We start from the raw sequence: 23619 nt of genomic DNA on the forward strand, positions 1-23619 counted from the left end.
TCTGTAATTTAATTTTTTTCAACTCATAAACAGGAGATTTTGACATGAAAATTATAATCATAGACGATGATTGCCTGGTTGCAGGTGCATTAAAAACCATTCTTGAGGCAAACCCGGATATCAAAGTGACTGCCACCGGCTCTGATGGTGAAGAAGCCTGTGCTCTGTACAGAGAGTATCTTCCGGATATTCTTCTGATGGATATCCGTATGAAAGGAATGGATGGACTGGAAGCTTCCAGAAAGATCCTGGGTGAATTTCCGGAGGCAAAGATTCTTCTTCTGACTACTTTTTCCGATGATGAATATATTGTAAAAGCCCTCCGCCTTGGCACAAAGGGATATCTTCTGAAGCAGGATTATACCAGCATTTTTCCGGCTTTGCAGGCAGTCTATTCCGGACAGACTGTATTCGGCACGGAGATCATGTCCAAGATCCCGGAGCTTCTGCAGTCTTCCGGTGGATTTGATTATACTTCCCGGGATATCAATGAACGGGAACTGGATATCATCCGGCTGATCGCCAACGGATACAGCAATAAGGAGATTGCCGCAGAACTTTTTCTCAGTGAGGGAACTGTACGGAATTATCTCAGTTCCATTCTGGATAAACTGCAGCTGAGGGATCGGACACAGGTTGCTGTGTTTTATTATCAACATAAATAAGGAGAACTATAATGAACCGCTATCTTACTATCCATATCCCGGAAACAGCTGTTCCGATGCCTGTCTCCCGCTTTCTTCACACTCAGGCCGGTCTTACAAAAAAGCAGATCAGCCAGGCAAAGTTCCGCCCCGGTGGTATCAAAAAAAACGGCCAGCAATGCCGGGTAACGGAAACAGCTTATCCCGGAGATCAGATCATGGTATGCCTGGAAACAGATGATGTGGATTCTGCACAGCTGGAATCTGCGACTTTCACTGTCAATTCAGACCATCACAAGTTCTGTTTCCATCATTCTACAGACTCAACCTTTTGTTCCTATTCTACTTCTGATGCCTGCTGTTTATCAGCTTCACCTTCTCATTTTTTTCCTGAACTGGAAATCCTCTACGAAGACCAGGACATTCTTGCCATAAACAAACCGGCCGGAATAGTCACACACCCTTCTGGTTCTCACTACAGTGACAGTCTATCCAACCAGGTAGCTTCCTATTTCCGTTCCAAAGGAGAGCCTACCAAAGTCCGTTCTATCGGGCGATTGGATAAGGAAACCTCCGGTATCCTGCTCTTTGCCAAGAACCAGACTGCTGCCGCCAGATTGCAGAACCAGCGTGAAGAGGGGATTTCAGAGAAAACCTATCTGGCTGCGGTTTCCGGTCCCATGCCTGTGGATACAGATGGAACTTTTCACAGGATCACTGTTCCCCTTGCGCCGGACCCGGATAACCGCCTGAAAATGATCATATCTACGGATGGCACGCTTCCCGAAAGTAAACATGCGGAAACTTTTTATTCTGTTCTGAAATCAACCGGCTCCGATACAGCAGCTCCGGTCTCCCTTGTAATGCTCCGTCTGAAAACCGGCCGCACCCATCAGATCCGTGTGCACATGGCATCTCTCGGGCATCCTCTTCTGGGCGATTCCCTGTACTGTTTATCGGATATGTCGAATCATTTTTCCCGGGCTGCACTCCACGCATGGAAGCTTAACTTTCAACTGCCATTTCCAATTGACGAAGCTGCTTCCGACACCCCGTCTTCCATGCTTCATAACAAAAATGCAAAAAAAGAAATCTCCCTGGAAGCACCCCTCCCGGAAGATTTCAAAAAATTCTATGAAACGATATTCTGAAGCCATACGCCTTTTTTTACAAGGATAAATCCAATGACACATTTCATCATATCCGCAGCCTGGACCATTGCATAGATTGCAAGTACAGGCAGACCTGTAAACCGGCTTAAGGTAAATGCGATCGTCACACTTACCACCCAGATAAACACACTGTCAAACAGAAATGTAACGATGGTCTTTCCGCCGGAACGCAAGGTAAAATACGTTGCATGCAGGAATGCATTCTGTGGCATGAAAAATGCTGTGATCATAATAAAATATTTCGCCAGAGTACGTGCCTCAGCATTGGTATTGTAAAGCTGTGGAAATAACGGTGCCATCACAAACATCACGGCTGCCACGCAGGTACAGCAGAACACAGAGAATGCGATCATCTTGTTGTCCGTATCTCTGGCTTCCTTCATCTTACCTGCTCCCAGAAGCTGTCCTACAACAATGGCTACCGAATCTCCAAGTGCGATAAATACGATATTGAATACATTGTTGATGGTATTGGAAATATTTAATCCCGCAACCACGTTCAGTCCACGGACTGAATAGCATTGTGTCAGCATGGCCACTCCGGCTGCCCATAATGTCTCATTCAGAAGCAGAGGGGTTCCCTTAATAAGGATCTTCTTTGTCAGATTCGCCGGAACCTTTAATGTTGAATACAGCCCCTGTGCAAAAATATTTTTTTCAGTATGCTTATGTGTCCAGCTCAGGACAATGCAGGCTTCCACATATCTGGAAAGCACTGTGGCAACAGCAGCACCCCTTACTCCCATTTCCGGGAATCCGAATTTGCCATAGATCAGAAGATAATTAAATATCAGATTGATCAGCACTGCCACGATCCCTGCCTTCATGGGAAGTACAGTCTCACCACATTCACGTAAGGTACTTGCATAAACCTGTACCATCATAAATGGCGGAAGTCCCAGAAGCATGATCCATAAATACTGTTTTCCATAAATAAGAGTATCCCTGATCTCCTGTGCGGTTCCGTCCCCTTTTAAATACATGCTGATCAGTGAATCCCCTGCTGTCAGAAACAGTACAATGGTGATCGCTGTCAGTATCACTGCCATCCACAGTTTATAACGAAGTGTCTGGCGGACACCCTCATGATCCTTCTGTCCAAAATACTGTGCTGTAAAAATTCCTGCTCCGGACACCCCGCCGAAAATGCATAGATTATATACAAAGATCAGCTGATTGACGATTGCCGCTCCGGACATCTGTTCTGTACCGATACGACCGATCATAATATTGTCCAGAAGACTGACAAAATTCGTGATCCCGTTCTGAACCATGATCGGTACCGCAATAGACAGGACCATCAGATAAAATCTTTTATCTCCTACAAACTTCCGGAAAAAAGGAGTCTTCTCCTTCACCTTCTCCATAAATCCTTCCCCCTTGTTTTTCGTTTTCCTTCATCCAAAATTTTCCCCAAAAAGAAGACTGCCACCCGAAACAGTCTTCCTTTTCGTAAGCGTTGTAGCTAATACATTACTACAAAGCTCTTCCTTTTTCAATAGTCTTAATAACGATAAATCGCCGTTTTTTTTTGTATCTTTTTACTCCACCATGTGACTCTCATCTGCAATATATTCAAAGAAGTCAAAGTCTGCACATTTTTTGTGGAGAACGCGGTCTGCACAGGTGATCCCAACCATTGTTCCTGTAAATTCTCCGTACTTGCAGTATTCATCAGAAAATCTTGTGGTATCAAAGATACGTCCGATCTTTTCATAAGTTTCTCCGTCATAGCTCCACTCGAACCAGGATTTTCTTCCCTCTATATAAAGTCTCAGATAAACCGGTTTATCTTCTACCGGAATTCTGGTATTCAGAAACTCTGTTTTTTCTCCGTTTTCCAGATGGATGATGGACAGCGCACTCTGTCCCAGGGTTTCACTGTAATATTTACGGAGATTGATGTAATTCATGTTGTCGTAATACAGGATCAGACCTGCGCTGTGCTGATGTACTTCCGGTGTGAATTCCATCTTTGTGGTGATCCGCGCATAGACGCTTGTGAGCTTTCTGGCCAGGATACTTACCTTGTTGAGAGAGGTTCTGGATTCCTGTCCACGAAGACGCACATAGCCTTTTCTTGCTTTCACATCTGCAAAACGCTGAGGCATGATCCTTGGAGAATAATAAAAGTTTCCAAGTTCATCCCCATCAAAATCATCAAAGTCCGGAGTTTTTTCCACTGGGTATTCCGGAAGGGAAGTTTCCGGCACTTCAATTTTCGCCAGATTGCTTCCATCTGCCATGCGGAGCCAGTTATCTTCGGTCCACATCATTTTCTGAATGGCCGTCTCTCTTCCAAGTGTACAGCGAAGTTCCGGTACAAAAGGTCTGGAGCAGAGATGGACCAGATAAACTTCTCCTGTGGGAAGTTCCACATAGCTTCCATGACCGGATTTCTGAAGTACAGTGTCCGGATTATAGTACTTTGGTTTCAGATGGTCTGGATCCTGGCGCTCGTAGGATTCTCCCGGAACGCTGGTAACGATGGGATTCTTCGGGTCTTTTTCATATGGGCCCCAGACATTTTTGGAACGTCCCATCGTAACGCAGTGGTTATATCCGGTGCCTCCCTCTGCACACATGATGTAGTAATACTCGCCTCGTTTTGTGAGATGCGGTGCCTCGATGCAGCCTCTGTCTGTGCCACCTCTCCAGACCCGCTTCGGATAACCGATGATCTCTTTTTTCTCAGGAGAATATTCTACCATACAGATAGCACCTGGCTTCTCATAGCCTTCTCTTGTTTCCCACTCCAGGGATACCACGTATTTTTTGCCATTGGTGTCATGGAAAAGTGACGCATCAAAACCGGAGGAATGAAGGTAAACCGGCTCGCTCCACGGTCCACGGATATCTTTTGCACAGATCAGGAAATTGTCCACGTCAAAATATCTGGCGTTCATGGAATTCATTACTCCATAAACAACGTAGAACATATCCTCTTCCTCGCAGTAGGTCAGGCAGGGTGCCCAGATTCCTTTTGCACTTGGAAGTTTCTTGAGATCTACTTTTTCATCGTCTGTAATTACGTGTGTGTACAGTTCCCAGTTTTTCAGGTCTCTGGAATGGTAGACCGGGATTCCCGGAAACCATTCAAATGTGGAAACTGCCATATAGTAATCGTCGCCCTTTCTGCAGATACAAGGGTCCGGATTGAAGCCCGGAAGTATTGGGTTTACGATCATTTTATTTTCCTCCTTTATCAGCCGGAAACCAGCCAAAATCATAACATCTTCCCAGATCCCAGCTGTCCCATCCGATCCAGCCGGGAGTATTTACCGTATCAGTCAGAAGCTTGTAGCTCCAGTAATAATAACCGCTGCCTTTCTCCCAGAGTTCCAGCTGTGCCTTTGCAAGGGCTTCATAGATTTCTTTTTTCTTCTCCGGTGAAAAGCTTTCCTGCCGGCTCCCTTCCACTCCGTTGAGCACGCTCTGGCCGCCTTTTGTGTCACAGCCGCAGGCAAGGGAATTGAACAGACACCACTCGCCGCAGATCACCGGGAAATATTTTTCCATCTCTGTGATCTGTGGTTCCAGTTCTTCTCTGATATATTTCAGATAGCCTTCAATAGTCTGGCTGCATCCTCTGGCCTCCGCAACCATGAGATACTGATGGGTATCCAGGATCACATTGGAATATTTCTCTTCCTGCATGAAATCTTTCCATTCCATCAGTTCAAATCCATCGTGGATCACAACGTACTTATCTTTTGGCATATAGGCACTGATGCGGTCATAGGCATCCAGATAAAACTGTCGCAGGAATTTCATTGTGATCGGCGCGGAGCCTTTTGCCATCTCCGGGTCTGCCGGTGCGTAACGGTTCTGGATATCCATGGTCTCCCACATGTTTTCTGTGATGGGCTCATTTAAAGGCTGGATTCCAAACAGGCCTTTTCTGTTTCCATATCTCTTTGCAAGACGTTCCAGAACGCTTAATGCAAACTCTACTTCATCAGGATTCTGTGCCCATTTGCACACACCGCTGATGCCTCCGTTGTCAAAACCGTTCTGGCTTAAGGGTACTGTATGAAGATCAATGAGAATGGTAAGTCCGTATTTTTCCGCCCAGTTAAAGGCCTTATCCAGTTCTTCGATGCAGCCGATAAATGGTTTCCGGTCGCCGAAGATAAAGTATGGCACCGGAATCCGGACAGACTCCATTCCCATGCTTTTTATGGTTACAAAATCACGCTCTGTAATGTATTCTGAACGATGGATCTTTATTCTTGCCTCATATGCCTCCGGGGAAAGCTGTGTGGGAAGATAATATTCATCCTCTGCGGTGGTTCCCTCAAATAATGCCGGACTCATCCATTTTTCCAGCACCAGCCAGTTTCCAAGATTAACGCCTTTGATGTTCACTCTCTCTGATCTCCTTTTCTATTTCTGTGCACGTGCCTTCAGATCTGCGATGATTCCATCGAATTCTTTATCCAGATGATAGAATTTCATGATCACAAGGCCGCAGGCATAAACAAGGATCGGAATCCATACGAAGCATACTTTGATGGACGTCAGTGCAGATTCTGTCTGTACTGCTGCTGTTCCAACATATCCGCCGATCTCAAGGATCAGACCAAGAAGTGCGGAACCGATTCCGTTACCGATCTTGTATCCGAAACTGCAGGCACTGTTTACAAGTCCCTCTGTACGACAGCCTGTTTTCCACTCACCATAATCAATGGTATCGGAAACCATAGCCCACATGGTAGCACCGCCGCAGGCATTACCGATTCCACGGATCACACTGGAAACCACGATGATCGCCATGGAACCGCCGGAAAAATTCAGTACCAGCATTCCCACAATATCCAGAACAAGACCAAGTGCAAATACATTTCTTTTTCCGAATTTTTTTACCAGCATGGCAATGAAGAACATGCCGCAAATCTGTACGATGTTAAAGATTCCGTTGATGGTACTTACCAGATTTTTATCGCCCAGAATATCTTTTGCATAGTATACCGTTGCTCCTCCGTTGACAGAATACATCAGGAAGAAAAGGGCAAGCATTCCTGTCATCATGATCCAGTATTTGTTCTTAAAAAGTGCTTTGATTCCTGTTACAAACGGTACATCTTCTGTCTGTACTTCACCTTCATTTTCTGCTGCCCGTACACGCTCTTTTGTTCCAAAGAAGGTACATAAAAATGCGGCGATCGCTACGAAACCGAATACTACGAATGTTTTTGTCCATGCTGCTGCATTGTTTCCGAAATATTCTACAAGCGGAAGTGTGAAGGTATTGATGGTCAGTGTTCCGGCTGTTGCCAGAAGATTACGGAAAATACTTAAAACAGATCTCTCATAGGGATCCTGTGTCATCAGCGCATTCAGTGCGGAATATGGCACGTTGATGGCTGTGTAGATCACTGTGGAAACAAGGTTGTATGTAATGAATACATATACAAGTTTCGGCGTGGAAGCCCAGGATGCAGGAACAGAAAACAGAAGAATTCCAGACACTGCAAAGGGAATACACATACGTAAGATCCAAGGCCTTGCTTTACCATATTTTGATCTTGTTCTGTCTACGATCACACCCATGATGATATCACTGACACCGTCAAAGATTCTGGAGACCATCATAATGGTTCCAACTGCCATTGCGCTTACATTCGCATAGTCTGTGTAGTAAAACAGAAGGAATGCAGACATCGCCGTGTAGATGATGTTACAGCCAAAATCACCACATCCATAAGAAAAACGCTCAAATATTTTTCCAAAGGTCAATTTACTCTTTTGATTCATATTTTTTTACCTCTCCCTGTTTTTTCTTTTGCTTTTCCATGGCCATGGAGCTTTGTTTTATGGTATTATACTATCATAATGATTCTGCACAGATTAGGTCAGAAAAGCTCTAATATATAGGTCGATATTCTCTTTTTAAGGAGGTTATATGGATAAAAACGGAATTTCCTATGAGATCATAGATTACTCAGGTATCACAAATGTCAAATTTTATACGTCCACAGATAATGGAAGCTACATTCCTTTCCACTGGCACCGGGCTGTTGAGATCATTTATATACAGGAGGGCGAACTGGATGTTATCGTGGAATCTTCCAGTCATACCCTCCACCCCGGAGATTGTATCCTGATCAATGCCAACATCATCCATTCCACAAAATGTACCGTTCCAAATAAAGCTATCGTTCTTCAGATTCCGCTGGATTTTATGGAAAAATATATTCCCAATGTCCAGCAGCTGGTATTTTTCTGGGACTATCAGACCAAAGATCCTGTTAAAAAGACAAAGATTGAAATGCTGAAAACCTCCCTGGAACAACTGCAGATCATTGATGATATCCGGCCGGATGGATTTATCCTGCGCTTTAACAGCCTGATCTTTGAACTTCTGTTCCAGCTGTACCACAATTTCCGTGTAAAAGTTTTTCAAAGTGATTTTAGCCAGCAGAAAAAAGATCTGGATCGGCTGAACCTTGTACTGAATTATATTTCTGAAAATTATAAGAGGCCCATTTCCCTGGATGAGATCGCAGGTGTCGCTTATCTCCAGACCGGATATTTCTGTCGTTTTTTTAAGAAAAAGATGGGGGTTACGTTTCTGGAATATCAGAATGAATACAGACTTTCTTTCATTTACAAAGATCTGATCAACACAAAAGACCCCGTGCATGTGATCCTGGAACGCCACGGCTTCACCAATTATAAGCTGTTCCGCCGGATGTTCCAGGAACACTTCGGGTGCACACCTACGAAGGTACGGGAGAATATGAAGAAATAAATTTTCTTAAATATCAAAACTTCCGGGAGCTGGACAACATACTCCCGGAAGTTTTATTATCTATAGTTCCTGTCCATTGGTCTCAATCACATGCTTATACCAGTAGAAACTCTTTTTCTTATAACGCTTCATAGTTCCGCTTCCGTCATCGTTGCGGTCCACGTAGATGAATCCGTAACGTTTGCGAAGCTCTGCCGTGGATGCGCTGACAAGGTCGATGCATCCCCAGGTGGTGTATCCCATCAGATCCACGCCATCCATGACAGCCTCTTCCATCTGGCGGATGTGATCTCTGAGATAAGCGATGCGGTAATCGTCTTCTACGGTCATCTCGCCATCTGCACCCTGAATCAGCTGATCAAACGCACCAAGACCATTCTCCACGATAAACAGTGGTTTCTGGTAGCGGTTCCAGAGTGTGTTCAGAATATAGCGAAGTCCCTTCGGATCGATCTGCCAGCCCCAGTCGCTGGCTTTCAGATACGGGTTTGGCACACCGCCCAGAAGATTTCCCTCTCCCCGGACATTTTTTTCCGGATCTGCTGTGGCACAGACACTGACATAATAACTGAAGGAAACAAAGTCTACGGTGTTTTTCAGGATTTCCATATCCTCATCCGTCACAGAAATGCTGATGCCGTTTTCCCGCATATAACGTTTCGCATATCCCGGATAGCAGCCGCGGACATGGACATCTGCGAACATCATGTTCTTGTGATCCTGTTCCATGGCAGCAAGAACATCCGAGGGATCAGGTGTCAGCGGATATACCGGCATACTTAAGATCATACAGCCGATCTTGAAATCCGGATTGATCTCATGACCGATCTTGGTCGCCCAGGCGCTGGCTACAAGCTCATGGTGAACTGCCTGGTAAAGATCACTCTGGGAAAGTTTTTCTTTCGGCGTATTGATCCCGCCGCTCATAAATGGAGATTCCAGGATGGAGTTGATCTCATTAAATGTGAGCCAGTATTTTACCTTATCTTTATAACGGTTGAAAACTGTAGTCACATACCGTTTATAAAATCCAATGAGATCACGGTTTACCCAGCCGTCATAATGCTCTGCAAGATAAAGCGGAGTCTCATAATGAGATAAGGTTACCAGGGGCTCGATCCCGTATTTTCTGCACTCGTCAAACAGATCATCATAGAACTTAAGGCCTGCCTCATTGGGAGTTTCCTCATCCCCCTTCGGGAATATCCTGCTCCAGGCAATGGAAGTACGGAATACCTTAAATCCCATCTCTGCAAACAGCTTGATATCTTCTTTGTAATGGTGGTAAAAATCAATTCCTACCAGCTTCATATTGTCTTCTGTGGGTGCTTCCGTCCTCGGGCCTTTGATCCCGTGAGGAAGGACATCCTGGATGGAAAGTCCTTTGCCGTCCTCGTTGTATGCACCTTCACACTGATTGGCAGCTACTGCGCCGCCCCATAAAAAATTCTTGGGAAACATTTTTTCTGTCCTTTCTCATATAAATCGGATATCTCTCTGCCGGATATCAGATATCCAGCGCTGCGTGATAGCCCCAGTATACTGCATTGGTGATGGTGGAAACTCTGCTTGCATCACCGATCACCGCCACATATGGCGCGCAGTCACGAAGCTCATCCACAATGTCGGTTCTGGATCTCTGGCCCAGGGCACAGATGATGGTGCTTCCGGGAACCAGAACCTTTTTGCCCTCTTTATCCTCACACCATACACCTTCTTCGGTTACCTCAAGGCCCTTGTATCCTGTGTAAACTTCCGCGTATTTGTCGATTTCTTTCAGAAGAAGTGGTCTGTGTCTTACATTGGCATCCGGTGCGAGAACATCTCTCATCTCCACAATGCGGACTTTCTTCCCTTCCATTCCAAGGTGGATGGCACACTCACATCCTGCAAGGCCGCCGCCAAAGACAACTACCTCATCTCCTACTTTTTCTTTCTCTTTATAGTAGTTATTTACGATCACCACATTGTCGCCGTTCAGTCCCGGGATCGGAGGTACCAGCGGTCTGGAACCAGCCGCGATGATCAGTGCATCTGCGTTTTCTTTTTCCGCATACTCTTTTGTCACCGGTGTGGATGTACGGATCTCCACGCCTGCTTTTCTTGCAAGAAGCTCGTAAGTTCCTGCAAGCTCGTACATCTCATGCTTAAATGGCAGGGCCTGCTCGCTTTTCAGGATTCCGCCCAGAGTATCCTCTTTTTCACAGAGAATGACCTGATGGCCTCTTCTTGCCGCTGTATAAGCTGCGTACAGACCTCCCGGGCCGCCGCCTGCTACCAGGACTTTTTTCTTAGCAGGTGCAGGCTGTACTTCATCCCCTTCCATCTCACGTCCGATCAGCGGATTGACGGTACATCTTCTTGTGGAAGTTGCCGCTCTTTCTGCCATGCAGGTAAAACATCTTAAGCACTTAACGATCTCCTCGTCTCTGTTTTCCATGACTTTTCTTGGAAGGAAGGGATCTGCAAGAAGTGCTCTTGCCATGTAAACGATATCGGCTTTTCCCTCTGCAATGATCTGCTCCATCTGTGCAGGATCGTTCAGGCCACCGATGGTTGCAACCGGAATGGCCACATGTTTCTTGATCTCAGCCGCAAGGTAAACATTGCAACCGTGGTCTTTAAACATGGACGGATGGGTGTCACCGAACCCTCTCTGATAAGTTCCTGCGGAAACGTGAAGAAGATCAATATATGGCTCCAGAACTTTTGCAATCTCCACACCGTCTTCCAGTGTGTAGCCGCCTTCAAAAAGTTCAGAACCGCTCATACGGAACTCGATGGGGAATCCAGGTCCCACACCTTCACGCACTGCCTTCAGAACTTCTACTGCAAAACGGCAACGGTTTTCAGGGCTTCCGCCATACTCATCGGTACGTTTGTTAAAATACGGAGAAAGGAACTGGTTGATCAGCCAGCCATGTCCGCCGTGTACCATGATCATCTCAAAGCCTGCCCTTTTTGCCAGGGACGCGGTCTCTTTATAGGAAGCTACGATCTCGTCGATCAGCTCTTTTGTGAGGGCTTTTACCTCCACGCCATCTGGACGGACGGTATCAGACGGGCCCCACTGGTTCATGGATTTCTGTCTGGATTTATCTGTCATATAAGTTCCTGCATACATTCCGGAATGAGAAAGTTCAATACTCGGTATGGCTCCGTGACGACGGATGGCGTCTGCAGTATAAGTTGCGGATGCCAGGGAATTCAGGATGGATGTGTCCAGATGATAGGCATGGGAGCCATCGGTTTTCGGATGTACCATACACTCGCTGACTGTTACGGCACCTGCACCGCCTTTTCCTCTCAGTTCATAAAAAGCTGTAGATTTCGGGCCGATACATCCGTCGTTTGTAATATCTGTTCCGCCCATCGGAGCAGAAAACATACGGTTTCGAAATGTTACACGGCCAATCTGGATCGGTTTGCATAAGTTTGGATATTTTCGGATCATAATTACCTCCCGTTATTCTGTAAGGAGGGCTCTCAAATATTCGCCCTCTCTTCGGTTTTCAAGTAATTCCATGAGTTCATTTACTTTTTCAAGACTGATCTTTTTCTCTCTTGCTTTCATGTGTACATAGACGGCACCGATCAGGTTTGCGTCATTGTAAAAACGGCAGCTTGTCACCTCCGGGACCGGAAGCGTCCAGGGATACATGCCGTTGATCTTTAAAAGCTCTTCACGGATCAGCTGGAGAAGCAAAGGCTGTTCACTGATCCCGCCGCCTACTGCGATCTTTTCCGGATCAAACATGTACTGACAGTTGTGGATATGGATGGCCAGTTTTTTTGCATGATTCCGGATTCCTGCCAGAGCTTTTTCATTTCCCTGGTTCGCAAGGGAGAACGCTTTTTCTCCGTTTAACTCTTCTACAGGAATGCCGGTTTCCTCTGATACGCTTTTAAGCAGTGCCTGGGCACCGGCTGTCTCTGCAAGGCTGTTAGACATTTTGTAGTCATCCTTACTATCTGTGATCACATAGCTGAATTCCCCTGCCATGAAATTTTTTCCACTTACTACTTCGCGGTTAACGATCACAGCACCACCTACTGCAGTTCCGCAGACAACAACGATGGCATTCTGGCAGTCCTTTAAAGAGCCCTGCCAGATCTCAGCCAGCGCTGCACATTTGGCATCGTTTTCTACTGTCACCGGAATCCCTGTTTTTTTCTCCAGGATCTCCACGATATTTACATTGCTGATGCAGAAAAGGCTTCCACCAGTATACATAAAACCCCTTTTGGAATCAATGATCCCCGGCATGCTTAAGGCAATTCCCTCGATCTCATACTGCCCTTTGATCCTGTCACAGATTTCTGTCAGAGACTGGATAAATATTTCCAGAGAATCCTGTTTTGTAGGGGTTTTGTCTTTTTCCAGGATGGAACAGTTTTCTGTGATCACTGCATATTTGATAAATGTTCCTCCTATATCGATCGCCAGATAATTCATGGTGTCACCTCTTTTTTGCGGATTTTTTCTTTGCTGTAGATGATATTGCCTTCGCCGCCGTCCAGACGGTTGAAATATTCATTGGCCTTTTTTGCAACAAAGGCCTGCTGCCCCATAAAGTTAAATGGAACATCATCTGCCTGATCCTTCATGATCGTATCACAGACTTCGATCACACTGCGAATCATATCTTTGGAAGCCCAGATCACATGATGACAGAGACAGGTTGTGTCAAAACGTCCCTCCAGTCTGTTCTGGATCTGGATCAGATTTTCCCTGTACTCTTCCACAGTAAGGGAATTTTTATCAAAAAGGAAGGTAGCATTGTTGCAGGCATCTCCAAGGATCAGGATCTTTTCTTCCGGGATCAGCATGACCATGGTTCCCGGAGTGTGCCCCGGGAGGGCATAAGTTTCCACGGAAATCCCTCCCAGGTCAAATCTGTCACCATCTTTCAGATCTTTAAATGTCATCGGTGCAGGCGGCAGAAATGTCTCTTCCAGTCCTTCCGGCATCTGGCCGCCAAGTCCTGCCAGTACATATCCTTTTCTGTTTTCTATGGAATTCATTCCCAGATAAATTTCGGTATCCGCATGGTTCATGTAGATCTCACATTCAGGCTTTCCATCATTCCCGGTGAATTCCGGTGCTCCCATTGCATGATCGATGTGGCCATGGGTAAGCAGCACTGTAAGTGGTTTTTCCGTAAGTCTTTCCACAAAATCCCGAAGGTTTCCTGCTCCCACACAGGTATCGATCAGCAGGGAGCGTTCCGATCCATTTACCAGATACATGATCTCTCCTGTGAAGCTTATTATCGCTGTGATTCTGTCGTTTACTTTTTCTGCTCTGTAAAAATCCGCCATTTTATTCTTCCTCCATATCAAGAAGCTTGGATAACTCTGTTCGGAGATTATCTACGATTTCTCTGGTAAATCCCATATAAAACAGTTTTTCCAGGCTCTGGATGCTCTCATAAAAATAATCCTGATTTCCGGTAGAAAGAAAATACATCAGCATTGGAGATACTCTCTCGATCACTTTCATTGCCTCCGGATCATGCATCATATCCTTAAACATGGTTTTGTTGTTATAACGCTGACGAAGATCTTCTGTGGGACGATATTCATAATGATAGCTTCCAGCTTCCACTTCCATAACTTCGCCCTCATAAAACGGCAGACCGATCACTGCACTGCATCCAAATGGAACCTGGATATCTACTGTTACCTTCCCGTTCTTCAGGATTTCCCAGTCTACCTTATATTCTCCATAAGCAGAATCATAGGTCATATGCATATATTTCAGCTTTCCGTTCATCAAAGGAGTGATCAGCGCTTTCTTAAATCCAGGCTCCAGTGCCTTTAAGCCTGCTACATCTCTGTAAAGATATTCCACAACAGAGCCATAAGAATAATGGTTCAGGGAGTTCATCATCGTACCGCTTAAATGCCCGTCATCCAGAACGGAATTCCATCTTTCCCAGATTGTTGTTGCTCCAAGATTGATGCAGTGCATCCATCCCGGATAATCTTCCTGAAGAAGGAAATAAAAAGCGTCTTCCTCGAATCCGTTTTCGGCGAGAACCCTGCAAAGGATCGGTGCCCCTGTAAATCCGCCCTTTAATTTGTAGCAGTCTTTGTAAAATCTTGCTTTCAGTCCTGCCACAACAGCTTCTTTTTCTCTGTAGATCCCGGAATATAAAGCTACAATATATCCAGTCTGGGAATCAATTGCCAGACGTCCCGTTTCTGTAAAATATTCCCGGATGATCGCTTCTCTGATCTTCTGATAGAGACCATCATAATATTTTTTATCCTCATGATATCCTAGGATTTTTGCTGCTTTTGCAGTCTTCTGCACAGACATTGCATAGTAGTTGGAGCCAATATAATAGGCATCTGTTCCACCTTCCATGCTCTGCTCGGTTCTTCCGTCAAGTGCAAGCCAGTCACCCAGCTGATTTCCGAAATCATAAAGATATTTCTGTCCTCTTGCCTGGTCTTCCCTGGTGATCTTATCCACCCAGTCCTTCATCATCGGATAACTGGATCTCAGCATTTCTGTATTTCCTGAATGTTCATAAACCACCATTGGAAGGAATGTGGCAATGTCTCCCCATACACTGGAAAAGATCGGTCCGTTTGGATCAAGTACCGGAATCACTCCCGGAAGGATTCCATCGTATTTTACCTGCTCATTTCGAAGGTCGTGGATGAATTTCTGATAAAAAGCTGCAGTGTCCATATTAAAACTTGCTGTTCCGGCAAATACCTGAGCATCCCCGGTCCAGCCAAGTCTTTCATCCCTCTGCGGGCAATCTGTAGGAAAGTCCACAAAATTTGATTTCTGTCCCCACAGTGCATTCAGGAACAGTCTGTTCACTCCCTTATGGCCGGTTTCCATATATCCGGTCCTGTCCATCTTTGAATAAACTGCTTTTCCTGTAAATTCTTCTGCTTTTACTTCTCCCGGCCATCCTGTCACACGCACATAACGGAATCCAAAATATGTAAAGGAAGGACGTACCAGCTCTTCCCTGCCATCGGATACATATACAAACTGAGATTTTGCAGCACGGTAATTTTCGTTATAAAAATTGCCATCCTGAAGGATCTCGCCATGGTCAAATATAAGTTTGCTTCCTTTTGGGAGATGATTCCAGAAGGTCACATATCCGGCAAAATTCTGTCCGAAATCCAGGACTGTTTCCCCTGCCGGTGTATGGATCACTTCTTTTACCGGCATATCTTCCATTTCCATTACAGGAAGGCTGTATCTGGAAACCAGTTTTCCTTCTGCCTCTGTAAGAACTGCCTGTTTCGCCGGATTTTCTTTTTCTTCCCATAACAGATGGTTGATGATCTCGCCGTCATAAATTCCATCGTCTTCCACATCAGAGCCAATATAATTCCAGGTTTCATCTGTTCCGATCACCTGGATTTCCCCATCTTCATAGATCAGACGAAGCTCCGCGATCAGCTTAAAGGTATCACCAAAATTATTGCTCTGGCTGTTCAGTCCAAATTTTCCTTTGTACCAGCCATTTCCCAGCGATACAGCCAACTGGTTTTCTGCTGTTTCCTGCATTTCTGTATGGTTATCGATATTTTTGATATTTTCCATGACATCAAATGTAAGATACTGTTCTTCATCGTGATAATTGCTGTAATAAGGAGTCAGAACTTCCTCCCCGATTTTTTTTCCATTTAATTTTGCCTCAAAAAGTCCAAGACCGCAAATATAAAGTCTGGCTGAAGCAGGTTTTTTCTTTACTTCAAAATTCTTTATAAAGAGAGGGTGAAAGGTATCTTCTTTTTTTGTTGTGATCCATTTTCCCATCCATGGATCATCCATCTTTCCGGTTTCAAAATATGCAGGCTTGGAAACAGCAGTCTCTCCCTCATCGCTGGTAACGGTTACTCTTACATAATATCTTGTATATGCACTCTGCTCAAATTCCAGTTTTTCCGCCGCACTGTTAAGATTCTTTCCCTCTTTTGTCCAGAGAAGCTCTGAAAAATCTTCTGTCAAAGCTATCTCTATTTTTACATTCTGCTGTCTTCTGGCTGATGTCTCACGAACTTTCCACGATACACATACGGTTTCAAAATCAAATCCCACAGGATTTTCCATACCGTTGATTCTTACATTTACAACTTTCATATATCTCTCCTCTTACTTTGGAATATCTGCGATCACAACTTCAGAAACGCCTCCAAATACTAGAATAGTTATCTAATTTCCGGAGGCGCAAGCAGTTTTCTCTGCTTTTCTCAGTTATTCATTTATCAGCTTTATTCAGCTGCTTCCATTTTCTTTAAATCTCTCTCGCAATGATACAGGATTACCATCAGTACAAAGATAGCGATCACCATGATAAATGGCAGCCAGTTGTACAGGAAGTTAATTGCTGTGGAAACACTTTCCGGCTGTGCGATACCCTGTGCATCCAGAGATCCGTCATAGCCTGCTCCGTTGAGAACCCAGCCAAATACAGCTGTTCCAAGTCCGAGACCGATCTTCTGTGCTGCAGAAACACCGGCATTTCCAAGACCAACGGTATCAATTCCTGTTTTCTTTGTTCCGTATGTAATGGTATCTGCAACCATTCCAAGTGCCATACCGCCGGCCATACCAACACCGCAGCCTTTCAGTACGTTGCAGATGATCATCACGATCGTACTGGAACCGCCAAGAACAGCGAATCCGAGGAATCCAAGTCCCATAACTACCATTCCTGCTTCATAAACAGCTGTTTTTCCAAACTTTTTCATAAATGCAGGTGTTACAAACATAACTGCAAACTGTGCAATGGAAATAGAGTTGGATACCCAGCTGTACTGTCCCATATCATAGAGAACATACTGACAGTAATATACATTTCCCATTGCGTACATGATAATTACGAAAAATACTACAAAACTTGCAACTGTTACGATCACCCAGTATTTGTTCTTAAAAAGTGCTTTTACAGTTTCCCATGTGCCTGCTTCTCTTCCAGCACTTGCAGATTTCTGAGTATCTTCCTCTGCGCTTTCAGCAGAATGTACTCTCTCTTTTGTTGAGAAAACACTGAAAATTGTAATTACGATCATTGCGATGCAGTAGATCAGCATTGTGATCGTAAATGCTCTCTGTGTATAAATGTTTTCTGTACTGCTTGTAAAGATTCCAAGTAAGGTAACAAATGTTGAGTTTACAACTACATTTCCAAGTGTCTGAAAAATCTGCTGGATGTTTCCAAGGAATCCTCTCTCATAAGGATTTGCTGTCATCAGTGAGATCATGGAATAATACGGTACCAGCATTCCGGTAAGGCATACAGCATTTACAATGTTATACATCAGGAAAATATATACATACTGTGCCATTTCCGGAAAATTCTGTGGTACAAAAAACAACAGCATGGTGGTGATTCCAAATGGAATACACATTCGTAACAGCCAAGAACGGCCTTTTCCGAGTTTTGATTTTGTACGGTCCACCATACGTCCTACGATCACATCTGAGATTCCGTCAAAAACCTTTGATATTGCAAAAATTGTTGCAATGATACCTGCATTCAGTCCTACTGTGCTGGTAAAATAAATGGTCAGGAAAGAACCGATGATACCATTGATCATATTAAAGGCAAATCCGCCTGTTCCGTAACCGATACGTTCGCTCCATGCCAGGCTGGCATTTGGATCGTTGTGTTTACTTGCCAAACTAAACATATCTCTTTCTCCTTTTCCCTTTTCATCTAATGGGTTTTCTGCATCTTCTGTATTTTTCTGTTTTTATGAAATTACTTTTATTTATCACCTTCTGTCATTCTTGTGTTTTCCTGTTGATAGTGATATTATCAGAAATAAGCGAACAGGATAACGTCTTTAAACGACATATGATTTATCCTTTTCGGACATATACGTTTTTCCTGTTGAAGCTCGTTGACAGACTAAGCGGACTTTCATAATCCGCAGAGAATTTTCCTGATTCAATTAATTTAGGTGATTTTATGAATGAATACAAACATTTAACAGAAATGATTCCTGAAATGGAACCTGACGAAATATTTTATAAACGGATTTTTCTGGAATATCCGGCTGCACATCTGGACCAGGCACATACCGTCGAGGAAATAGAAAAACTCTGCCCGGAGGCATCTTCCCATGCAGCCGCCGGCTTTACTTACCATCCTGGAAACGCTCTGGATGAAACTATTTTTCCTTCCGATGAGGATACGATCATTTTCCGTCATAACCGGTATGCTCCTGCTTTTTTGCATTCGCACACTTTTTTTGAGATGATCTATGTGCTTCGTGGAACCTGTGAAAACATATTTACCTCCCATACTATTTCCATGCGATCCGGTGATATCTGCATTGTGGCTCCTTCGATCATCCATGCATTAAGTGCTTTCAGCGATGACTGTGTGATCTACAATTTCCTGATAAAAAGCCAGACCTTTGAAGCTGTATTCTTAAATTCCCTTCCAAAATACGGTACTTTACATGACTTTTTCAGCCGGGCACTTTATTCCCCCGGATCTCAGTTTTATCTGTATTTTAAATCTGGAAAAGATCCGCAGCTTGTGAATTTATTTAAAAAAATCCTGAAAGAATATCAGACCCAGAAGCGCTATACCTCCTCCATGATAAATGCGTTACTGGAAATCTTTTTTATCTGTCTTCTCAGAAATCATGAAAAAAACATGATCGTCCCCAACCCGGCCGGAAAGAAGCAGGAAAAAAATATTATTTTTATACTGAAATATATCGAACTACATTATGCAACCCTTACGCTCCCGGAATTATCTGCGTTTTTTAATTACAGCGAACGACAATTAACACGGATCCTGAAAAACTATACAGGAAAAACCTTTTCCACTCTTATCCAGGATATCCGGCTTTCCAGAGCAGCCGAATTATTAAAACAGCCGACCCTTCCGGTAACTACTGTTATGGAAGAAATCGGCTACTCCAACATTACACATTTTTATAAAATATTTGAAAAAAGGTTTCATATGACACCAGCAGAATACAGAAGCAGTATCAGTCCGGACTCTTCTTTGCTGTAACCTTTTTTGAAGCTGTTTTCATATTGTAGATAAATGTTCCAAACGATGCCAGAATGATCAGCGCATATCCGGTAAAGCTGTATTTATCCGGCACTTCTCCAAACAGGAAAAATCCCAGCAGCGTTGCAAAGATAATCTGTGAATAATCAAAAATGGAAATTTTTCCCGCAGGTGCATACGTGTATGCCGCTGTGATCGTAAACTGTCCGCCTGCCGCAAATAATCCTGCCATCATAAGTATTGCAAACTGTTTCACCGTCATTGGTGTGAAATGAAATACCATCCACGGAATCACAGACAAACATGAAAAAACAGAAAAGTAAAATACAATGATCGGGCCTTTCACTCCATGGGTTCCAAGTACACGTACCATTGTATATGCAATTCCAGCGCCCAGTCCACCACAGACTCCGATCAGTGCAGACATAAATTCCGCATTATGAAATCCCGGTTTTACAACAAACAGACATCCCACAAATGCCAGGGCCACACATACTGCCTGCGTCGGGCTGATTTTTTCTTTTAACAGAAGAAAAGAAAAAATGATCGCAAAAAAGGGAGACAGTTTATTCAGGATTGAAGCGTCCGCTACCAGCAGATGATCGATCGCATAAAAGTTACACAGGATTCCCATGGTTCCACATACACAGCGTAAGATCAGCGGCCCCCAGTATTTTTTATTAACCTTCGGCAATGTATGATCTTTACATAAAATGACCGCCGCAAACACTGCCGCAACCAGATTCCGGAAGAAGCTTTTTTCCACAGATGGAAGATTTCCGGCCAGACGGACACTTACATTCATACATGCAAAGAAAAATGCTGACAGGATGATCATTATCATACCTTTTATATAATTTTCCTGTTTCATTTTATTTATTCCTGCCTTTTTATAATTTCATTGCGCTACGGATGCAGCTCTCAATATACGCTTCTCCCAGATCTGTATTCAGGCTGAGATCAAAGTTTCCTGCTGCGCCCCACATGCGGCGAGTATAGTAACGGTAGTTGTCTGCGCGGAGTTTTTCGTTTTTCTGGACAACAGCTCTGGCTTCTTTCTCAGAGATGTTCTGTCTCTGTGCTACTCTTTTGATTCTGCTTTCAAGAGGTGCAGAGAAGAATACCTTCAGGCAGTTTGCGGAATTTCTGAGGACGTAATCTGCACAGCGGCCTACGATCACGCAGTTGCCTTTTTTTGCCAGATTACGGACAACCTGTGATTCCGCCTCGAAAATTTTGTCCTTTGGTGCTTCATCCTGCATATCTGTGTTCAGGTACATCTGATTGACCAGATCATAGAGAAGACTGTTTGTCATGATCTCCTCATTTTTCTTAATAAATTCCGGCGTGTAGCCTGTGGTTCCTGCTGTCATCTGAATGATCTCTGCATCATAGAAATCGTATCCCAGCTTTTCTGCAAGTGCCTTGCCCATATCGTGGCCACCACTTCCAAACTGTCTTCCAATGGCAATGACATTTTTTCCATAAGTTCCTGTTGTCTGCTCGTTTGCTTCGCTCTCGTTTTCTGCTGATGCTGTTTCCGGGAAGATCATATCTTTCAGGAATGCAAGTTTTTTTCCGATAAGTCGTGCGATAAATCCAACCAGAAGGGCTGCAATAACTGTACCTTCTCTTACCCCGTCCAGTCTTCCTGCAAATACAAAGGAAAGTACTGCAGCGATCACTGCCATGGATACATCAAAACAGATCTTGGTTGTTCCGAAGTTTGTTTTCCATGTGAGGACAATGGCACGGACAAAGGATTCTCCCGGAAGCATGACAACGTCCGCCAGGACCTCCATATAAACGCCTGCGCCAAGGATCATACACCCGATGAGCAGATATACGATTTTCATGATATATACTTCCGGATTGACCCAGGAAAAAAGGATCATGGTAAGATCGATAAAATATCCGAAAATGATGGATACCGGGATCTGAAGGATGTGCTCCAGTTTAAAATTCTTCCGCAGAATGATCAGCTGCAGGATGATCAGTAAGATACTGAAAAAGATGGTAAAGTTTCCAAGTGTGAATGGAAAGTTCAGGCTTAACACATAGGGAATTGATGAGATTGGTGAGGTTCCCAGGTTTGCCTTGGTAATCAGACTGACTCCCAGGGAGTTTACAAATAGTCCCACCAGAAATATTAAGTATCGTTTTAGTTTCTCCATTATTTTTGTCTCCTCCTCATTGTACAGATTTTCGCCGGATAATTATGTCTATGCTGCCATTATCCGGTTATTGTAAAGCGGATATCCGCCTGTTTACTTTATCTCAGCAAGATTCCTGTATATCCTGAGAAATATCTCCATAAATACTTTCTGTTCTTCTTCTGAAACATTGTTTAATGCTGTTTCTTCAATCTTTTCAAAAGTCTCTTCTACCAGCTTCTGATTTTTCTTTCCGGATTCTGTCATAAAAATATGAAAGGTACGGCGGTTTCCGTTAAGCATTTTTCTCTCGAGCAGTCCTTTTTCTTCCATTCGATTTAAAATAGAAGTTAAAGATCCTGCCTCGATCAGACATCCTGCCGCAATTTCCTTCTGACTGGCGCCATCGTGATCTTTCAGATAATCCAGAACCTTTGGCTGTCCCAGGGTAAGGCCGGTATCCTTTAACTGTTCCATCAGCTTTTTCTGGACCATCATGTGGTTTGCCATGGATAGATAGTGAAAAGAATCGTTCATATATCTTTCTCCCTTTTTAATAGTTATAATTCAAACATTTAGAATTATAACTATATTAATTACGTATGTCAATATTATTTTTAAAATATATTGGAATTCTGTACAAAAAAGAGAGCTGTTTTTATTTCAATCTGCACAAAATACAGGGAAAATCACAGGGACAAACGTATAAATAAAATGATTATCTGTCCGCATAAAAAAACAGCGAAATGGATATTCGCTTCCATTTCACTGTTTAATGTTATTTCTGTTAATATGTTTGTGTTGTTTTATGCAACCTGATTCTTGTTGTTAGTAATGGTGATCAGATGGCTCTTGATCAGTACCGGACGTACTGCGTTGTAAATGATCGCTACCAGGATCACGGATACAACTGCATTGATGAATGTTGCTGCCGCACTCATTTTTGCAAGTGCCTGTGCCAGCTCCTGTGGCTGTCCCAGGATGTACTGTTTGTAGAAGTAGCCTACGATAGGATCAGCAATTACGTTGAATGCAAGTCCTGCGATAGATGCGATCACACTCCATTTGAAAACATATTTCTTATCTGTGCTCTCATTGATCTTTGCAACCTTGTGTGCTACAAGGCCTACGATCAGGCCAATACAGAATTTCAGTACAAAGGTTTTCGGTGCTCCTGTGATATAAACAGGATCCATGATGTCCGCGATTCCCATTCCGATAGCTCCGGCAAGTCCGCCGTATATGCCACCCAGAAGCAGTGCTGCAAGTACGCAGAAAGCATTTCCGATATGAATGGATGTTGCATCTCCGCCCGGCACCGGAATCTTAATCTGCAGGAATGTGAAGGTTACATAGCATAAAGCTGCTAATAACGCAGTTTCTGCAAGTTTGACTACTGTGTTGTTCTGTGTGTTCATAATAATTCCCCTCTCGTCTTTTGTTATTACTTTAGTGTGTGATTGGTTTAATGTGCGAATGTAATAACACGTGTGTTATAGTACTGCTGATTTGGTTATTTTACAAGGGGCAATTTTAATATTTTTTCAGGGGACAGTTTGTTGGATTTAAGCACAAAAAAAGTGGCTGTTTAAGCCACTTTCCACGATTGTATATTCAAAACTACATACATGCTTTGTTGATGGTCAATCATTTTGTTGAATCAATTTTAACCTGCGTACCGATACTTCAGCGGTAGTCATCTCACGACTCCGTCGTTCGATGCCATTTGCTTCGCAAATGTTCAGGAATCATCATGAATGCCTCTCCACAAGCAAGCTTGTTCCGATTCATTCCCGCTGTTTCCTGCCCGCTTCCTCGGCTTTTTGGTCAAGCCCTCACCCGATTAGTAACAGTCAGCTCCATGTGTTACCACACTTC

Annotated in this window: 18 protein-coding genes; 4 read left to right on the forward strand and 14 right to left on the reverse strand. The window is 43.9% G+C overall.

Annotated elements, in window-relative coordinates:
- Positions 1 to 44 precede the first annotated feature (44 nt).
- Positions 45 to 665: a response regulator gene (locus tag HFM85_RS12725; protein WP_173738527.1), complete on the forward strand. Its 621-nt coding sequence runs from the start codon at positions 45 to 47 to the stop codon at positions 663 to 665.
- 11 nt (positions 666 to 676) lie between these two features.
- Complete coding sequence (locus tag HFM85_RS12730; protein ID WP_173738528.1) at positions 677 to 1795, forward strand: RluA family pseudouridine synthase; 1119 nt, start codon at positions 677 to 679, stop codon at positions 1793 to 1795.
- Here HFM85_RS12730 and HFM85_RS12735 read toward each other — a convergent pair.
- The 4 genes from HFM85_RS12735 to HFM85_RS12750 all read right to left on the reverse strand — a co-directional run bounded on the left by HFM85_RS12735 (position 1777) and on the right by HFM85_RS12750 (position 7573).
- The gene (locus HFM85_RS12735) at positions 1777 to 3183 is read right to left on the reverse strand and encodes an MATE family efflux transporter (RefSeq protein WP_173738529.1); all 1407 of its coding nucleotides are present in this window, start codon (positions 3181 to 3183) and stop codon (positions 1777 to 1779) included. The two genes, HFM85_RS12730 and HFM85_RS12735, sit on opposite strands and share 19 nt — an antisense overlap.
- A 174-nt stretch (positions 3184 to 3357) precedes the next feature.
- Positions 3358 to 5004: a glycoside hydrolase family 43 protein gene (locus HFM85_RS12740; RefSeq protein WP_173738530.1), complete on the reverse strand. Its 1647-nt coding sequence runs from the start codon at positions 5002 to 5004 to the stop codon at positions 3358 to 3360.
- A 1-nt stretch (position 5005) separates the two neighbouring features.
- Entirely contained in the window at positions 5006 to 6184 is a 1179-nt protein-coding gene (locus tag HFM85_RS12745; protein WP_173738531.1) for a glycoside hydrolase family 5 protein, read from the reverse strand.
- Positions 6185 to 6202: 18 nt separating this feature from the next.
- A complete protein-coding gene (locus tag HFM85_RS12750; protein WP_118064654.1) occupies positions 6203 to 7573 on the reverse strand; it encodes an MFS transporter in 1371 nt (456 codons plus the stop codon).
- 148 nt (positions 7574 to 7721) lie between these two features.
- Here HFM85_RS12750 and HFM85_RS12755 point away from each other — a divergent pair, with 148 nt between their 5' ends.
- Positions 7722 to 8570 carry an AraC family transcriptional regulator gene (locus HFM85_RS12755; RefSeq protein WP_173738532.1) on the forward strand — a complete coding sequence of 283 codons (849 nt, stop codon included), beginning with the start codon at positions 7722 to 7724 and terminating at the stop codon, positions 8568 to 8570.
- Positions 8571 to 8630: 60 nt separating this feature from the next.
- Here the strand turns inward: HFM85_RS12755 and HFM85_RS12760 are convergent, their stop codons facing one another.
- The 6 genes from HFM85_RS12760 to HFM85_RS12785 all read right to left on the reverse strand — a co-directional run bounded on the left by HFM85_RS12760 (position 8631) and on the right by HFM85_RS12785 (position 18245).
- Complete coding sequence (locus HFM85_RS12760) at positions 8631 to 10031, reverse strand: glycoside hydrolase family 1 protein (protein ID WP_118071937.1); 1401 nt, start codon at positions 10029 to 10031, stop codon at positions 8631 to 8633.
- 46 nt (positions 10032 to 10077) lie between these two features.
- A complete protein-coding gene (locus HFM85_RS12765) occupies positions 10078 to 12024 on the reverse strand; it encodes an oxidoreductase (RefSeq protein WP_173738533.1) in 1947 nt (648 codons plus the stop codon).
- Between the two features lie 12 nt (positions 12025 to 12036).
- A complete protein-coding gene (locus HFM85_RS12770) occupies positions 12037 to 13026 on the reverse strand; it encodes an ROK family protein (RefSeq protein ID WP_118170769.1) in 990 nt (329 codons plus the stop codon).
- Complete coding sequence (locus HFM85_RS12775; protein ID WP_118071934.1) at positions 13023 to 13892, reverse strand: MBL fold metallo-hydrolase; 870 nt, start codon at positions 13890 to 13892, stop codon at positions 13023 to 13025. The genes HFM85_RS12770 and HFM85_RS12775 overlap by 4 nt, the downstream gene beginning before the upstream one ends.
- Position 13893: 1 nt before the next feature.
- Positions 13894 to 16692, reverse strand: coding sequence for an alpha-L-rhamnosidase (locus tag HFM85_RS12780; protein WP_173738534.1), 2799 nt, complete (start codon positions 16690 to 16692; stop codon positions 13894 to 13896).
- 131 nt (positions 16693 to 16823) lie between these two features.
- Positions 16824 to 18245, reverse strand: a complete 1422-nt coding sequence (locus HFM85_RS12785) for an MFS transporter (protein ID WP_173738535.1) — start codon at positions 18243 to 18245, stop codon at positions 16824 to 16826.
- A gap of 281 nt (positions 18246 to 18526) precedes the next feature.
- Here HFM85_RS12785 and HFM85_RS12790 point away from each other — a divergent pair, with 281 nt between their 5' ends.
- Positions 18527 to 19588 carry an AraC family transcriptional regulator gene (locus tag HFM85_RS12790; protein ID WP_173738536.1) on the forward strand — a complete coding sequence of 354 codons (1062 nt, stop codon included), beginning with the start codon at positions 18527 to 18529 and terminating at the stop codon, positions 19586 to 19588.
- Here HFM85_RS12790 and HFM85_RS12795 read toward each other — a convergent pair.
- From HFM85_RS12795 to HFM85_RS12810, 4 genes are all read right to left on the reverse strand, one after another.
- Positions 19563 to 20459, reverse strand: a complete 897-nt coding sequence (locus HFM85_RS12795; protein ID WP_118170771.1) for a DMT family transporter — start codon at positions 20457 to 20459, stop codon at positions 19563 to 19565. The two genes, HFM85_RS12790 and HFM85_RS12795, sit on opposite strands and share 26 nt — an antisense overlap.
- 19 nt (positions 20460 to 20478) lie before the next feature.
- Positions 20479 to 21762, reverse strand: coding sequence for a cytidylate kinase family protein (locus HFM85_RS12800; protein ID WP_173738537.1), 1284 nt, complete (start codon positions 21760 to 21762; stop codon positions 20479 to 20481).
- Between the two features lie 93 nt (positions 21763 to 21855).
- A complete protein-coding gene (locus HFM85_RS12805) occupies positions 21856 to 22278 on the reverse strand; it encodes a MarR family winged helix-turn-helix transcriptional regulator (protein WP_118170774.1) in 423 nt (140 codons plus the stop codon).
- 269 nt (positions 22279 to 22547) lie between these two features.
- On the reverse strand, positions 22548 to 23159 hold the full coding sequence (locus HFM85_RS12810; RefSeq protein ID WP_173738538.1) for an ECF transporter S component: 612 nt from the start codon (positions 23157 to 23159) through the stop codon (positions 22548 to 22550).
- Positions 23160 to 23619 lie beyond the last annotated feature (460 nt).

It is taken from the genome of Blautia schinkii, from assembly GCF_013304825.1.
GTDB classification, from domain to species: domain Bacteria; phylum Bacillota; class Clostridia; order Lachnospirales; family Lachnospiraceae; genus Blautia_A; species Blautia_A schinkii_B.